Source organism: Neisseria subflava, from assembly GCF_024205745.1.
GTDB classification, from domain to species: Bacteria; Pseudomonadota; Gammaproteobacteria; order Burkholderiales; family Neisseriaceae; genus Neisseria; species Neisseria flavescens_B.
Genome location: NZ_CP073117.1, coordinates 1,056,424 through 1,070,962, shown reverse-complemented (window position 1 = coordinate 1,070,962; position 14,539 = coordinate 1,056,424). Strand labels below are relative to the sequence as shown.

Genomic DNA, 14,539 nt, shown 5'->3' with positions numbered 1-14,539 from the left:
GATTTTCAGACGGACTAATATTATTGTCAGGTTAATTGAGCAACTATTTATTGAACCTTAAGACTCTTCACGAGGATACCCGTTGCTATAAGCCTTCTCAAACCATTCCTGAGCCAGCGTGTCATCCTGTTGAAAACCTTGGCCGAGTTTATACTTAGTGCCCAAACAAAACTGAGCTGATGCAACTCCCTGCTCTGCCGCTTTACGATACCAATAAATCGCTAATACATCATTTTGCGTCACGCCTACCCCATCATTGTACATCTGAGCCAATTGAAACTGAGCATCGGCATGTCCTTGTTCCGCCGATTTACGAAACAAAGATAATGCCTGCTTATAATCAATACCAAAAGAAGGATCCCATTGATCTACACTTCCACCGTATCGATACTGAAAACCCAATTTGTATTGAGCCTCTATATCTCCTTCATTTGCCATATGCTCATACATCGTCAACAGATACCACTGAGCATCGCCATATGGCCCATCTTTAAGAAACCATTCTTCTGCCTGTTTATAGTCTTGCGCAACACCCGTTCCATTTTTATACATCTGACCCAATCGGCACATAGCAGGACCATATCCCTGATTACCAGCCAAACGATACCAATACAATGCCTGCTCATAATCTAACAATTGAAAATACAGCTCACCCAAATAAAATTTAGCTTGGACAATACCCTCCTCTACCTTCACATGCAGCCACTGTTTCAACTGCTCATAGTCCCTGTTAGTCAAAAAACTAGAATACTCCTTTATCAAAAGGTATTGCGCATCAAGATGTCCCTGCTCTGCTGCCTTCATATACCAATGCACTGCCTTTCGATAATCTTTAGGCTCTTTATTACAATATAACTCAGCTAATTCATATTGAGCCTGGACATTTCCTTCTTCAGCCAACTGAGTAACAGCTTGAATAGGATCAGAAGTATGGACAAGAGCATATTCCTTAGCCGCACTCCGTCTCATAAGCCTGAAAAGAAAAATCGCGACAGCTATTAAAAAACAAGCAAGTAACAATTTCATCTTATATCCCCAGTCTTATTCATTTTTTATTTTCGATACCATAACTATTTTTTTAATTACACCCATTAAAATGGGGTTACCGTTAAATCAAATTCTTAAAATCTAGTAATGCTGAATATAACATCGTCTGAAAACCTTGAAAGGTTTTCAGACGACCTCGGATGGATTTTGGGTTGCAAGCACCGCGTGCGTGCGTACCGCACACACCCTACACCTGATGCCCAGTTTCAGTAGGTTGGATTCTCGAATCCGACGGCTATTTGAGATGGCAGCGGCTTTTGTCGGATACAAGTATCCGACCTACTGCTACCTATAGTTACTCAACCAATACACGTTTATCTGCCAATCCTGTCAATCTTGAAAAATTTTCTTTTTGTTTCAATTCACCCCAAGAAAACTGATGCAACCGCTCCCATTGAAAGTCATCTTGCCGAGTTGAAATCCAGACTCCTTCACGCGCAACCAAACCAAAGCCATCACACCCCAAACGCAAAGCATAAGACTTTGCCTGCAGGAAGGCGTCTTTTAACTGTGTTTCATTAGTAATACTATATTTGGCTTCCCAAATAAATCGGGCACTCTCTTCTCCACGTCGATCATTTGCAAATAGGGCATAATCAGGAAAAACACGATCATTACGCCCCATTCTTAAAGTCATCTGCCTTAGCCAATCATTTTCATCAAACCCTAATCGTTTCAACAACGGTTCAAGTAAAGTAATTTCTATATCCCGCTCATAATTTAAATTTCTAAAATCAGGCTCGTCCAAAAACGGTAATTTTGGCAGCATAGAAACATCAAAGTTTTTAGATTTCAATATCTCTATGATTGCATTGTATTCATCTGATGTACATTCCCTTCCATTCACTCCTTGCATATTGGCTTTAACCAAACCTTTTTCTTTCCAAACTGGATTACTTTTCAATTCAGATAAATGAATCGTCGGAATGACTATGGGAAAACCTACCCAAACTCGTTCAGGATAGTAACTAAATGGATCATAGTAGGTAGGAGATACCGCGCGGAAGATAGCCGTCAATCCACTATACGGGGACAAACTATACAATAAAATAATATCCCCTATTTTCGTTTGCGGATTTCCCTGCCAAAAAGTTCGATATGTTTCTCCATTCTTCCTTAATAAATCCGTATCCTCTTTGGTTCCTCCGCTGATATAAATATTGATTGCATCAGGTAATTCATCGGTATTAATAAAGTCAGGTAGGGTTTTTAACGAAAAATCATATAAAAAACAATTTAATTCTATATAGTCTAATGAATATTTTTTCCGAAATTCGTATATATCTCGGCATAAATTTCCATAGTAAAGGAAACGATCACGGTATTTCTGTTTACTTGGCGGTATTGGCAAAGGTATATCAAATGACTGGAAAACTCTTTCTAACAAGAAAAACCGGTTAGTAAAAAAATACGGAATATAATGTTCAGAGTCTTTTAGATACAAAAACAATGAAATTCCATCTAACCGTGCCAATTTGTCCCTACATTTCTTTTTATCACTTTCAGCAAGAAAAGAATCAACAAATCCTTCAAACTTTTCAATTGCCTGCCCGATATTCTCAGCACGTTCCCAATCTAAAAAGTCTTCTAATAGGTTTTGTATAAAAACAAAAGTTTCTACCCAATAACCTTCGCTTTCCTGTGTATATCCCTGCTTAAATAAATAGGCGTATATTTCCTTCCATTTTTCTTCTTTTACCCATACAGATAAATTTTCAAAGAAGTTTTTAGTTTCTCTTGCTGAATCAGTTTGCAGATAACAATCAAAAATATAACGATTGAAATACATATCACTTCCTCAATGTGCCTCTTCCCAATTCATACCCACGCCCACTTCAGCTACCAGCGGCACGTTCAACATCCCCTCATCCACTTTCGCCATAATCTGCGGCAGTTTTTCTTTGACTAAATCCAGCTCTGCTTCGGGTACTTCCAACACCAGTTCGTCATGCACCTGCATAATCAGTTTGCTTTGTAACAGGTCGTCTGAAAGCCAGCGGGACACGTCTATCATGGCGCGTTTGATGAGGTCGGAGGCGGTACCTTGCATGGGGGCGTTGATGGCGGCGCGTTCGGCTCCGGCGCGGGCGTTGGCGTTTTTGTTGCGGATGTCGGGCAGGTAGAGGCGGCGGCCGAACAGGGTTTCGACGTAGCCTTGCGCGGCGGCTTGTTCTTTGGTGCGCTGCATGTATTCGGCAACGCCGGGGTAGCGGGCGAAGTAGCGGTCGATGAAGGTTTTGGCGGACAGGTTGTCTATGCCCAGCGATTTGGCGAGGCCGTATTGGCCCATGCCGTAAATGAGGCCGAAGTTGATGGTTTTGGCGTAGCGGCGTTGTTCGGGCGAGACGTTTTCGGGGGCGATGCCGAATACTTCGGCGGCGGTGCGGCGGTGTACGTCTTCGCCGTTTTGGAACGCGGCGATGAGGGTTTTGTCACCGGAAAGGTGTGCCATGATGCGCAGCTCGATTTGGGAGTAGTCGGCGGAAACGATGACGCTGCCTTGCGGTGCGGTGAAGGCGCGGCGTACGCGGCGGCCTTCGGCGGTGCGGATGGGGATGTTTTGCAGGTTGGGGTTGTTGCTGGCGAGGCGGCCGGTGATGGCGACGGCTTGGGCGTAGGTGGTATGCACGCGGCCGTCTTTGGGGGAAATCATTTCGGGCAGTTTGTCGGTGTAGGTGGATTTGAGTTTCGCCAGGCTGCGGTTTTGCAGGATGATTTTGGGCAGGGGGTAGTCGGGCGCGAGCTGTTCCAATACGGCTTCGTTGGTGGAAATGCCGCCTTTGGCGGTTTTTTTCAGTCCTTTTGTTGGAATGCCCATTTTGTCGAACAGGATTTCTTGAAGCTGTTTGGGCGAGTTGAGGTTGAACGGTTGGCCTGCGGCGGCGTAGGCTTCTTGTTCGAGCTTCATCAGCTCTGCGCCGAGTTCTGCGCTTTGGCGGGCGAGTTCGGCGCGGTCGATTTGTACGCCGTTGCGTTCCATTTCAAACAATACCTGCGCGACGGGAAGCTCCATTTTTTCATACATTTCAAGCTGTTTGGCGTCCATTTGCGCGCGCAGGTGCGCTTCGAGGCGTAGGGCGAAATCGGCGTCTTGGGCGGCGTATTCGGTTGCCTGCCCGATAGCGACATCGGCAAAACTGATTTGCTTTGCGCCTTTACCGCACAGCGATTCGTAGGTAATGGTTTCCAAGCCGAGCCAGCGTTCGGACAATTCGTCCAATCCGTGTCCGAGATGGCTCTCGATGATGTAGGAAGCGAGCATGGAATCGCCGGCAATGCCGTTCAGGGCGATGTCGTAGTTGGCGAAAACGTGTTGGTCGTATTTGAGGTTTTGCCCGATTTTTTTCAGGGCAGGATTTTCCAAATGCGGTTTCAGACGGCCTAATACGTCTTGTAAATCAAGTTGTTCGGGTGCGGCAGTCAGGCTGTGTCCTACAGGGATGTAAACCGCTTCGCCTGCTTGGAACGCGATGCTGATGCCAACCAGCGCGGCATTCATCGCGTCTAGGGACGTGGTTTCCGTATCGATGCCGATGGTGTCAGTCTGCGACAGTTTGTCCAACAAGGCGGCAAACTGCGCTTCGGTGGTAATGGCTTGATAATCCAGCTTTTCAGGAGCTGGAGCGAGTTCGGGTTGTTTTTCAGGCTGTGTTTCCATCGCCAATGCAGCTTGTTCGCCGATATGCTCGCTGCCGAACAAATCTGTGTTTTGCGCTTCGTGCATACGGCTTTCCGCCTCTTTCAGCCAAGTGCGGAAGCCCCAGCGTTTGAAATCGACAACCAGCTGCGCCCATTTAGGCGTAGTGCGGCGCAGGCTTTCAAGGCCGTCTGAAAGCTCGGTGTGCAAATCCACATCGGTTTTAATCGTTACCAAATCATACGACAGCGGTAGTTGTCCCAAAGCGGCTTGCAGGTTTTCGCCCACCTTGCCTTTGATTTCCGCAGCGTGTTCCATCACGCCTGCCAGCGAACCGTAGGCTTCCAGCCACTTCACCGCCGTTTTCGGGCCGCATTTTTCCACACCCGGCACGTTGTCCACCTTGTCGCCCATCAGCGCGAGATAATCGCGGATTTGGTCGGGACGCACACCGAATTTCTCCTTCACGCCTTCAATGTCCAGCGTTTCGCCACTCATCGTGTTCACCAGCGTCACGCGTTCGTTCACCAACTGCGCCATGTCCTTATCGCCGGTGGACACCACCACGTTCCACCCTGCTTCGCTAGCCATCTTAGCCAAAGTGCCGATAACGTCGTCCGCTTCGACTTGCGGAATCACCAATACCGGCCAGCCCATCAGGCGTACCAAATCCGGCAAGGCTTCCGCCTGCGGGCGCAAATCGTCCGGCATCGGTGGGCGAGTCGCCTTATAGTCGGGGAACATCTCGTGGCGGAAATTTTTGCCCTTCGCATCAAACACCACCGCGCAATAGTCATGCACATAATCCGCCCGCAGCCGGCGCAGCATGTTCAACACGCCATACATTGCCCCCGTCGGCGCACCGTCGGGCGCAGACAAATTCTGTCCCATAGCATGATAGGCGCGGTAAAGATAAGAAGAGCCGTCAACGAGAAGGAGTGTGGGTTTGTTGGACATGGAGAACCTGCTGTGTGTATGAAAATAATGTACGGATTATAAAGGAAAAGGCCGTCTGAAAACCGAAAATCAAGTTTCAGACGGCCTGATGTTTACATAAATATACGGTTTCAGGTATTGCGTCTCAGAATCCTATCTTGTATATTTGTATTCAAATGAATACAAACCAAAGCAAACGAATATGAATGCAACGAACCGTATCCCAATTAGTGTACGCATCACTCAGGAAGATGCTGATTTTATTGCCGAACTAAAAATCGAAGGTGCGAATACGCCGTCTGAAAAAATCCGCGAATTGCTCAAGCTGGCGCGCTTGGCGCATACGCAGACACGCGATTACAGCTCCGCACTGACGGCGCAGGAGCAATTTTTCCAAGCGGCGAAACACGAAATCTTGCACGCAGAAAAACAGGCCGGAGTGCATTCGCATATCGTAGCAAGGTTGTTTGAACAGCTTCCCGACTTAGGCGCAACACTCGCCGCCGACCTGCCCGAAGAAGCCGACCTCGACGATTTGAAAAAATACGAGCGCGAACTGATGTGGCGCATCGTCCGCCTGACTGACAGCATCCTGCAACTCGCCGTAACCGGCAAAGGCGCGGCATATGACGATACCGTGTTGCAACAGCTTGAAAATACTTTGAAACTGGCGAAGATTGTGCAGCAGGCAAATGAAGTTTAAGACTGCCGCCATACCAAATGAAACAAACACATTTTAGTGAAAGGAAAATCCAAATGAGCGAAACCCTATCCCGCCGAGTAGGCCGCCTGGTGAGCGGCGGTTTTCATGCCCTGATTGATGCGGCGGAAAACCTCGCGCCTGAAGCGGTCATGAACGAAAGCATCCGCGAAATTGAGCGCGCAGTAGATGAAGTGCGTGCTGAATTAGGCAAAGTGTTGGCGCAGAAACACCTTGCCGCCAAGAAAATGGCCGATGAAAGCAACCGCCACGAGGCCATCGATGCCAATCTGCAGGCCGCCGTAGATGCCGGTCGCGATGATCTTGCCGAAGCGGGTATCGCCGAGCAGATGGACATCGAAGCGCGTCTGCCCATCTTGGAAAACACCATTGCCGATTGTGCTGCACAAGAAAAAGAGCTGGAAGGCTTTATCGCCGCCCTGCAGGCGAAAAAACGCGAGATGCAACAGCAGTTGCAAGACTGGCGTGCCGCACAGCAAAGCATGGGTACAGGCAAAACAGCCGGTGGCAACGGCAGCGACCTCAACCGCATTGCCCGTGATGCTGAAAAAAGCGGCAATGCCTTCGACCGTGTGATGGGTCGCCAAAACTCGGTACACAGCAGCACTGATGCGGCGCAGTTGGCCAAGCTGAAAGAACTGGAAGACTTTAGCCGCAACAACCGCATTGCCGAAAGATTGGCGGCATTGAAAGCGAAATCATAAGCCATATTGAGAAAATCGCGGTTTCAGACGGCCTTTATCTTCACGGGGCCGTCTGAAAAAAAGAAAACCATACACACCTCAATAACAAAAAGATGCCGAATTGGGAAAAATCCTGTCGGTTACGACAAATTAATAAAATACCCATATCCAATCGGCTTAACTTTAAAATAAAATATATGCCGTCTGAAAATTAAAAAGAATAAGGAAATGCGATATGTGGAATTTAATCAACGCCCCCGAAACTGAAATCTTCGGCATTGCCATTGCGCTGATGGTTTTGCTCGGTGTGTTGGAAGTCATTTCCATGCTGGCAGGCGGTATCAGCGACTGGTTGGACAACCTGTTGCCCGACAGCCTGACCGAAACCGCGCACGCCGAGGTCGGATTGGATGTGGCGGACGCAGGCATATTCGTGCGTTTCCTGAGCTGGCTGTATGTCGGACGTATTCCGGTGTTGATGTTGATGGTGGTATTTCTTGCCGTATACGGACTGACGGGTTATCTGTTTCAGACGGCCTTTGCCACTGTATTCGGCACTTATCTGAATGGCACGTTGGCAGCAGTCATCGTCTGGTTTCTTTCCCTGCCCTTAGTACGCGTAACGGCTAGCGGTTTGTACAAAATTATGCCGAAAGATGAAACCACTGCCGTTTTGCAGGAAAGTTTAATCGGCCGCGTCGGCACGGTGGTGTTAGGCGAAGCTCGGGTAGGCAATGCGGCACAAGTGCGCGTAAAAGATGCTTACGGCCAACAGCATTATGTGATGGTAGAGCCTGACTCTGAAGATGTATTGAAACAAGGCGATGCGGTATTGCTGGTGTCGTTGGACGGAAATACATTTAAAGCGATTTTAAATCCGAGCGGCAGTTTGGTAGATTAAGGCCGTCTGAAACCGCTGATTTATCGATACGGTAAAAATAGATACTTTACCGCCCTATCCTCACCATCTAGAAATCCGAAATAACAATTAGAAAAAACAACCACCCTATTATTTCAACCCATATTTTTAACCCTTTCAGTCGGCCTCTTTCCCTCAAAGCCTTCTGAATCCACCGCCCCCAAAGGCATATTAACAAGAAGAAAGGAAAAACCATGAATTTGGTCTCCATCGGCACTATCGCCGGCGTCATACTCGTCGCGCTGTTTGTACTCGGCCTCATCCTGACCCGTCTGTATCGCCGTGCCAGCAAAGAAGTCTCATTTGTCCGTACCGGTTTTGGTGGCGAAAAAGTCATCATGAACGGCGGCGCGATGGTGCTGCCCGTGCTGCACGAAATCATCCCCGTCAACATGAATACACTGCGCCTTGAAGTGCGCCGCGCTGCCCAACAAGCGCTGATTACCCGCGACCGTATGCGCGTTGACGTAATGGCGGAATTTTACGTCCGCGTTAAACCCAGCGCCGAGAGCATTGCGACCGCCGCACAAACGCTGGGTATGAAAACCATGTCTCCCGATGAGCTGAAAGACCTCGTCGAAGGTAAATTCGTTGATGCCTTGCGCGCCGTTGCCGCTGAAATGGCAATGGAAGAGTTGCATGAAAAACGTGTTGATTTCGTTCAGAAAGTACAACAAGTCGTGAGCGAAGATTTGTTTAAAAACGGTCTCGAACTCGAAACCGTTTCCCTGACCGGCCTCGACCAAACCAGTTTTGAGTTCTTCAACCCGCAAAACGCCTTTGACGCGGAAGGTTTGACCAAACTGACCGAAACCATCGAAGGCCGCCGCAAAAAACGTAACGAAATCGAACAAGACACCGACTTGGCAATCAAAACCAAAAACCTTGAAGCCGAGCAGCAACGCCTGAAAATCTCGCGCGAAGAAGAATACGCCAAACTCGAACAAGAGCGCGAAATTGCCGTCCGCCGCGCCGAACAAGAGGCCAGTATTACCGAACAAGAATCTCAGAAAAAACGTGAAGCTGAAGAAGCGAAAATTGCCGCTGAACGCGAAGTGGATTTGAAACGCATCGCAGCCGAACGCGACATTAAAAACGAAGACATCCGCAAAGCCCAAGCTGTTGAGCAAGCGGAGGTTGAACGCCGCAAAGCCATCGAGTTGGCCGAACAAGACCGCGCCATCGCCGTTGCCGAAAAATCGCGTGCCGAATCCGAAGCCAAAGCCGAAGCCGACAAAGCCCGCGCCGCCGCTGTTCGCGAAGAAGAGAGCGTGATTACCGTACGCGAAACCGAACGCGCCGAGCGTGCCAAAGCGGTGGAATTGATTGCCGCCGAAGAGGCTGCGCAAAAAGATGCGATTTCGCTCACTGTTGCCGCTGAAGCCGAAAAACAAGCCGCACAAGACCGCGCTGAAGCCGTACGTATCGCCGCCGAAGCCGAAGCCGAAAAACACCGCCTGCAAGCCAAAGGTGAGGCCGATGCCAAAATTCTGTTGGCACAAGCGCAAGAGCAACAATACAAAGTTGATGCCGAAGGTACCCGCGCTGTGAACGAAGCTGCCAACGTCCTGAGCGTTGAACAGGTTGAAATGCAAGTCCGCCTTGCCCTCTTGAAACACCTGCCTGACATCATTCGTGAATCCGTCCGCCCAATGGAAAAAATCGAAGACATCAAGATTTTGCAAGTCAATGGTCTGGGTGGCTTTACCGGTGGTGCAAATGGTGCGGAAGGTGTTGCAGACGGCCAAACCACACAAGCCAGCCTTGCAGACCAAATGGTCAACAGCGCCCTGCGCTACCGCAGCCAAGCCCCGTTGGTTGACGGTCTCTTGAAAGAGTTGGGACTGAATGGTGGCGACATCAACGGCCTGACCCAAGGACTGGATAAAACCATCGGCCAATAATAAACGAATGCCGCAATAATGGTTTAAAGGCCGTCTGAAACTTTTCAGACGGCCTTTTTTGTATGCGAGCTCAGAAAAACGCTAATATTTTCAATACTGATAAATTCAGATCTGTTGCGATTGCAATAAATTAGGAATCATCTAATCTATTTTTTAGGATAAAAAGATTGGGCAGGCTATTTTAAATGACTCACAAGGCTAGCTGCTTCGACAATGATCCACCAACAATTTAGTCATAGAAGTCGGTTCTACCATTTCAATTTCAAACTTGCCGTCTACTCGTCTATCGACATTTCAATATCAAGCCACTTATCTTCAGACAAATAAAAAAGCACAACATTTCGTTGTGCTTTTTCTTGATGAACCCACATTACTTGTTTTTTTGCGAACGAAGGTAATCCAAAGTTTTCAGCTGGGCAATGGCTGCTGCCAATGCTTTGTGCGCTTCGGCCAAAGATTTTTCGTCTCTGGCTTCAGAAACACCAGTTTCGGCTGCTTTTTTAGCTGCTTCAGCACGCGCCTGATCCATTTCTGTACTGCGGACGGCGACGTCTGCCAATACAGTAATCTTATCAGGCTGTACTTCTAAAACGCCACCGGAAACGGCAACCAGCACTTCTTCAGCTTCACCCGGAACAGTCAAACGCAATGCGCCGGGGCGTACCAAACTCATAATCGGCTCGTGTCGTGGATAAATACCAAGCTCACCTTGAACGGTCGGAACCACCACAAAGCTGGCCTCGCCCGAATAGATGTTTTGCTCGCTACTAACCACTTCAACTTGCATGGTGCTCATGCCGGCCTCCTTAGTTTAAGGTTTTCGCTTTCTCAGCCGCTTCTTCAATGCCGCCTACCATGTAGAACGCTTGTTCAGGCAGATGGTCGTATTCGCCGTTCAAGATGGCTTTAAAGCCGGCGATGGTGTCACGCAATGGAACGTATTTGCCTGGAGAACCGGTAAATACTTCGGCAACGTGGAACGGTTGAGACAGGAAGCGTTGGATTTTACGGGCACGCATCACAGTCAGTTTGTCTTCGTCAGACAATTCATCCATACCCAGAATGGCAATAATGTCGCGCAATTCTTTGTATTTTTGCAGAGTAGACTGTACACCGCGCGCTACGTCGTAGTGCTCTTGACCCAATACCATCGGATCCAATTGGCGTGAAGTAGAATCAAGCGGGTCAACTGCCGGGTAAATACCCAAAGATGCAATATCACGGCTCAATACGACGGTGGCGTCCAAGTGGGCGAAAGTTGTCGCTGGAGACGGGTCAGTCAAGTCATCCGCAGGTACATATACGGCTTGGATGGAAGTAATGGAACCGGTTTGGGTAGAGGTAATACGCTCTTGCAAACGACCCATTTCTTCAGCCAATGTCGGTTGGTAACCTACTGCAGAAGGCATACGACCCAACAGTGCAGATACTTCGGTACCGGCCAGAGTGTAACGGTAGATGTTGTCAACGAAGAACAATACGTCGCGACCTTTACCGTTTTCGTCTTTTTCGTCACGGAAGTATTCGGCCATAGTCAAACCGGTCAAAGCAACGCGCAGACGGTTGCCTGGAGGTTCGTTCATTTGGCCATACACCATGGCTACTTTATCCAATACGTTGGAATCTTTCATCTCGTGGTAGAAGTCGTTACCTTCACGGGTACGTTCACCCACACCTGCGAACACGGACAGACCACTGTGCGCTTTGGCGATGTTGTTGATCAATTCCATCATGTTCACGGTTTTGCCCACACCGGCACCACCGAACAGACCTACTTTACCGCCTTTAGCAAACGGACACAGCAAGTCGATCACTTTAATACCGGTTTCCAACAATTCAGTAGTTGAAGACAACTCGTCGAATTTTGGAGCAGTTTGGTGAATGGCACGGCTCTTGTCGGTATCGATCGGACCTGCTTCATCAACAGGCGTACCCAATACGTCGACAATACGACCCAAAGTACCTTTACCTACCGGCACAGTGATTGGCGCACCAGTATTGCTTACAGACATGCCGCGTTTCAGGCCGTCTGAACTACCCATTGCAATAGTACGGACAACGCCGTCACCCAGAAGCTGTTGAACTTCCAGAGTCAGACCGTTCTCGTCCAATTTCAGGGCATCGTAAACATGCGGAATAGCGTCGCGTGGAAATTCCACGTCAACCACCGCACCAATAACTTGTACGATTTTGCCTTGGCTCATTATCGTATCCTAATTTCCTGTTCAGGCTTCAGACAGCATTAAACTGCCGCTGCACCTGCTACAATTTCTGACAATTCTGTGGTAATCGCAGCTTGACGCGATTTGTTGTACACCAAGCGCAATTCTTTAATGGCATTGCCTGCGTTGTCGGTTGCGGCTTTCATCGCTACCATACGCGCGGCTTGTTCAGATGCCATGTTGTCGCTCAATGCCTGATAAACCACAGACTCTAAATAGCGGCGAACCAAATATTCCAATACGGCGATAGGACTCGGCTCGTAGCGGTATTCCCAAGCAAATGAAGAATGACCCGCTTCGTCGTCAATAACGTTTTCACCGATAGGCAGCAAAACTTCCATACGTGGCTCTTGGCGCATTGTATTGACAAAACGTGAGTAAACCATATGGATACGGTCTAATTCATGCTTCTCATAACGTTGGAAGATTTCGGTCAGAGGTCCGAGCAGCAATTCCATTTTTGGGGTATCGCCCAAATTGGTTGCGCTGGCAATAACATTCAAACCGATGCTTTGGCATGCAGCCAAACCTTTACTACCCAGGCACACGACTTCGACTTCGATGCCTTGTTCCTGATACTCTTGAACTTGCGCCAAAAACTTTTTCAGTACGTTTGCGTTCAAGCCACCGCACAAACCTTTATCCGAGGTAATCAAAATGAAACCGGCACGACGCACTTCGCGGTGCGGCTCCAACAATTTGATACCATGATCGGCATGGGTCTGTGCAAGATGGCTCATCACTGTACGCACTTTTTCGGCGTACGGACGCGCTAAGCGCATCCGGTCTTGAGTCTTCCGCATTTTAGAGGTCGACACCATTTGCATCGCTTTAGTGATCTTTTGGGTATTTTGAACACTACGGATTTTGGTGAGAATCTCTTTTCCGACTGCCATTTCAGACTCCTTTCATTTCAATACTTATGCTTGGTAAGCGTAAGAAGATTTGAAAGATTTCATGGCTTCGGTCAATGCTTTTTCGCTTTCGTCAGACATTGCGCCTGATGCATTAATCGCTTCCAGAACCTCAGGATGTTGCGTACGTACGAAACTCAAGAATTCTGCTTCGAAAGCCAAGGCTTTGGATACCGGAACATCTGCATAAGAACCATTATTGATCGCCCACAAAGTCAATGCCATTTCGGCAGTGTTCAATGTGCTGAATTGTTTTTGTTTCATCAATTCAGTAACCACTTCACCGTGTTGCAGCTGTTTGCGTGTTGCTTCGTCCAAATCGGAAGCAAATTGCGAGAACGCCGCCAATTCACGGTACTGTGCCAACGCCAAACGGATACCGCCACCCAGTTTTTTGATGACTTTGGTTTGTGCTGCACCACCCACGCGCGATACAGAAATACCGGCATTGATTGCAGGACGGATACCGGCGTTGAACAAGTCGGTTTCCAAGAAGATTTGGCCGTCTGTAATCGAAATTACGTTGGTTGGTACGAATGCTGATACGTCACCGGCTTGGGTTTCAATAATTGGCAACGCAGTCAGAGAACCGGTTTTGCCTTTTACTTCGCCATTGGTCAGTTTTTCAACTTCGTTTTCGCTGACGCGAGCCGCACGTTCCAACAAACGGGAGTGCAGATAGAATACGTCGCCAGGATATGCTTCACGACCAGGTGGACGGCGCAACAGCAGGGAAATTTGACGGTATGCAACGGCTTGTTTAGACAAGTCATCGTATACGATCAGTGCATCTTCACCACGGTCACGGAAGAATTCACCCATGGTACAACCGGAGTAAGGAGCGATGTATTGCAGTGCAGCGGCTTCAGAAGCAGTTGCAGCAACTACGATAGTGTGTTCCATCGCGCCATGCTCTTCCAATTTGCGTACTACGTTGGCAATAGAAGATGCTTTTTGACCGATAGCCACATAAATACAGATAACGCCTGTACCTTTTTGGTTAACGATGGCATCCAGTGCTACGGCAGTTTTACCGGTTTGACGGTCACCAATGATCAACTCACGTTGGCCACGACCAACCGGAACCATAGAGTCAATGGCTTTCAGGCCGGTTTGCATTGGTTGGTCAACCGATTTACGCGCAATCACACCTGGTGCAATTTTTTCGATTGGAGCAGTCAATGTTGTGTTGATTGGACCTTTACCATCGATAGGACGACCCAATGCATCAACTACGCGGCCAACCAGTTCGCGACCGATCGGCACTTCCAAAATACGGCCGGTACAGGTAACTGTATCGCCTTCTTTAATGTGTTCGTACTCACCCAACACTACGGCACCAACGGAGTCACGCTCCAAGTTCATGGCCAGACCGAAAGTGTTACCGGGGAATTCGAGCATCTCACCTTGCATCGCGTCTGACAAGCCATGAATGCGCACAATGCCGTCTGTAACAGAAACAACGGTACCACGGGTACGCACTTCTGCATCGACGGACAGATTTTCGATTTTGGCTTTAATCAAATCGCTAATTTCAGCAGGATTAAGCTGCATGA

Annotated in this window: 11 protein-coding genes; 4 read left to right on the top strand and 7 right to left on the bottom strand. The window is 48.5% G+C overall.

What is annotated here, in order from left to right; translation table 11 throughout:
• Positions 1-57: 57 nt before the first annotated feature.
• The 3 genes from KCG55_RS05250 to polA all read right to left on the bottom strand — a co-directional run bounded on the left by KCG55_RS05250 (position 58) and on the right by polA (position 5,641).
• Complete coding sequence (locus KCG55_RS05250) at positions 58-1,026, bottom strand: SEL1-like repeat protein (RefSeq protein WP_254323586.1); 969 nt, start codon at positions 1,024-1,026, stop codon at positions 58-60.
• Between the two features lie 316 nt (positions 1,027-1,342).
• Positions 1,343-2,836: an EVE domain-containing protein gene (locus tag KCG55_RS05245; RefSeq protein ID WP_254323585.1), complete on the bottom strand. Its 1,494-nt coding sequence runs from the start codon at positions 2,834-2,836 to the stop codon at positions 1,343-1,345.
• A gap of 9 nt (positions 2,837-2,845) precedes the next feature.
• A complete protein-coding gene (polA, locus tag KCG55_RS05240) occupies positions 2,846-5,641 on the bottom strand; it encodes a DNA polymerase I (RefSeq protein ID WP_254323584.1) in 2,796 nt (931 codons plus the stop codon).
• 181 nt (positions 5,642-5,822) lie between these two features.
• Here polA and KCG55_RS05235 point away from each other — a divergent pair, with 181 nt between their 5' ends.
• From KCG55_RS05235 to KCG55_RS05220, 4 genes are all read left to right on the top strand, one after another.
• The gene (locus KCG55_RS05235; protein WP_049344991.1) at positions 5,823-6,323 is read left to right on the top strand and encodes a hypothetical protein; all 501 of its coding nucleotides are present in this window, start codon (positions 5,823-5,825) and stop codon (positions 6,321-6,323) included.
• Between the two features lie 53 nt (positions 6,324-6,376).
• On the top strand, positions 6,377-7,045 hold the full coding sequence (locus KCG55_RS05230) for a PspA/IM30 family protein (RefSeq protein ID WP_188208857.1): 669 nt from the start codon (positions 6,377-6,379) through the stop codon (positions 7,043-7,045).
• Positions 7,046-7,259: 214 nt separating this feature from the next.
• Positions 7,260-7,925, top strand: coding sequence for a YqiJ family protein (locus KCG55_RS05225; RefSeq protein ID WP_254323583.1), 666 nt, complete (start codon positions 7,260-7,262; stop codon positions 7,923-7,925).
• 212 nt (positions 7,926-8,137) lie between these two features.
• On the top strand, positions 8,138-9,847 hold the full coding sequence (locus tag KCG55_RS05220) for a flotillin family protein (protein WP_254323582.1): 1,710 nt from the start codon (positions 8,138-8,140) through the stop codon (positions 9,845-9,847).
• A gap of 370 nt (positions 9,848-10,217) precedes the next feature.
• On the opposite strand, the gene KCG55_RS05215 is transcribed toward KCG55_RS05220, so the two are convergent.
• Genes KCG55_RS05215 through atpA form a run of 4 tightly spaced genes read right to left on the bottom strand, consistent with a single transcriptional unit; the run spans position 10,218 to position 14,537 of the window.
• The gene (locus KCG55_RS05215) at positions 10,218-10,643 is read right to left on the bottom strand and encodes a F0F1 ATP synthase subunit epsilon (RefSeq protein WP_003683708.1); all 426 of its coding nucleotides are present in this window, start codon (positions 10,641-10,643) and stop codon (positions 10,218-10,220) included.
• A gap of 10 nt (positions 10,644-10,653) precedes the next feature.
• Complete coding sequence (gene atpD / locus KCG55_RS05210) at positions 10,654-12,051, bottom strand: F0F1 ATP synthase subunit beta (protein ID WP_063076780.1); 1,398 nt, start codon at positions 12,049-12,051, stop codon at positions 10,654-10,656.
• Positions 12,052-12,089: 38 nt separating this feature from the next.
• A complete protein-coding gene (gene atpG, locus KCG55_RS05205; protein ID WP_254323581.1) occupies positions 12,090-12,965 on the bottom strand; it encodes a F0F1 ATP synthase subunit gamma in 876 nt (291 codons plus the stop codon).
• Between the two features lie 24 nt (positions 12,966-12,989).
• On the bottom strand, positions 12,990-14,537 hold the full coding sequence (gene atpA / locus KCG55_RS05200) for a F0F1 ATP synthase subunit alpha (RefSeq protein WP_003683922.1): 1,548 nt from the start codon (positions 14,535-14,537) through the stop codon (positions 12,990-12,992).
• Positions 14,538-14,539 lie beyond the last annotated feature (2 nt).

Bases quoted from the DNA above. Each gene is read 5' to 3' on its own strand.
- KCG55_RS05250 (WP_254323586.1), bottom strand. From the start codon at position 1,026: ATGAAATTGTTACTTGCTTGTTTTTTAATAGCTGTCGCGATTTTTCTT.
- KCG55_RS05245 (WP_254323585.1), bottom strand. From the start codon at position 2,836: ATGTATTTCAATCGTTATATTTTTGATTGTTATCTGCAAACTGATTCA.
- polA (WP_254323584.1), bottom strand. From the start codon at position 5,641: ATGTCCAACAAACCCACACTCCTTCTCGTTGACGGCTCTTCTTATCTT.
- KCG55_RS05235 (WP_049344991.1), top strand. From the start codon at position 5,823: ATGAATGCAACGAACCGTATCCCAATTAGTGTACGCATCACTCAGGAA.
- KCG55_RS05230 (WP_188208857.1), top strand. From the start codon at position 6,377: ATGAGCGAAACCCTATCCCGCCGAGTAGGCCGCCTGGTGAGCGGCGGT.
- KCG55_RS05225 (WP_254323583.1), top strand. From the start codon at position 7,260: ATGTGGAATTTAATCAACGCCCCCGAAACTGAAATCTTCGGCATTGCC.
- KCG55_RS05220 (WP_254323582.1), top strand. From the start codon at position 8,138: ATGAATTTGGTCTCCATCGGCACTATCGCCGGCGTCATACTCGTCGCG.
- KCG55_RS05215 (WP_003683708.1), bottom strand. From the start codon at position 10,643: ATGAGCACCATGCAAGTTGAAGTGGTTAGTAGCGAGCAAAACATCTAT.
- atpD (WP_063076780.1), bottom strand. From the start codon at position 12,051: ATGAGCCAAGGCAAAATCGTACAAGTTATTGGTGCGGTGGTTGACGTG.
- atpG (WP_254323581.1), bottom strand. From the start codon at position 12,965: ATGGCAGTCGGAAAAGAGATTCTCACCAAAATCCGTAGTGTTCAAAAT.
- atpA (WP_003683922.1), bottom strand. From the start codon at position 14,537: ATGCAGCTTAATCCTGCTGAAATTAGCGATTTGATTAAAGCCAAAATC.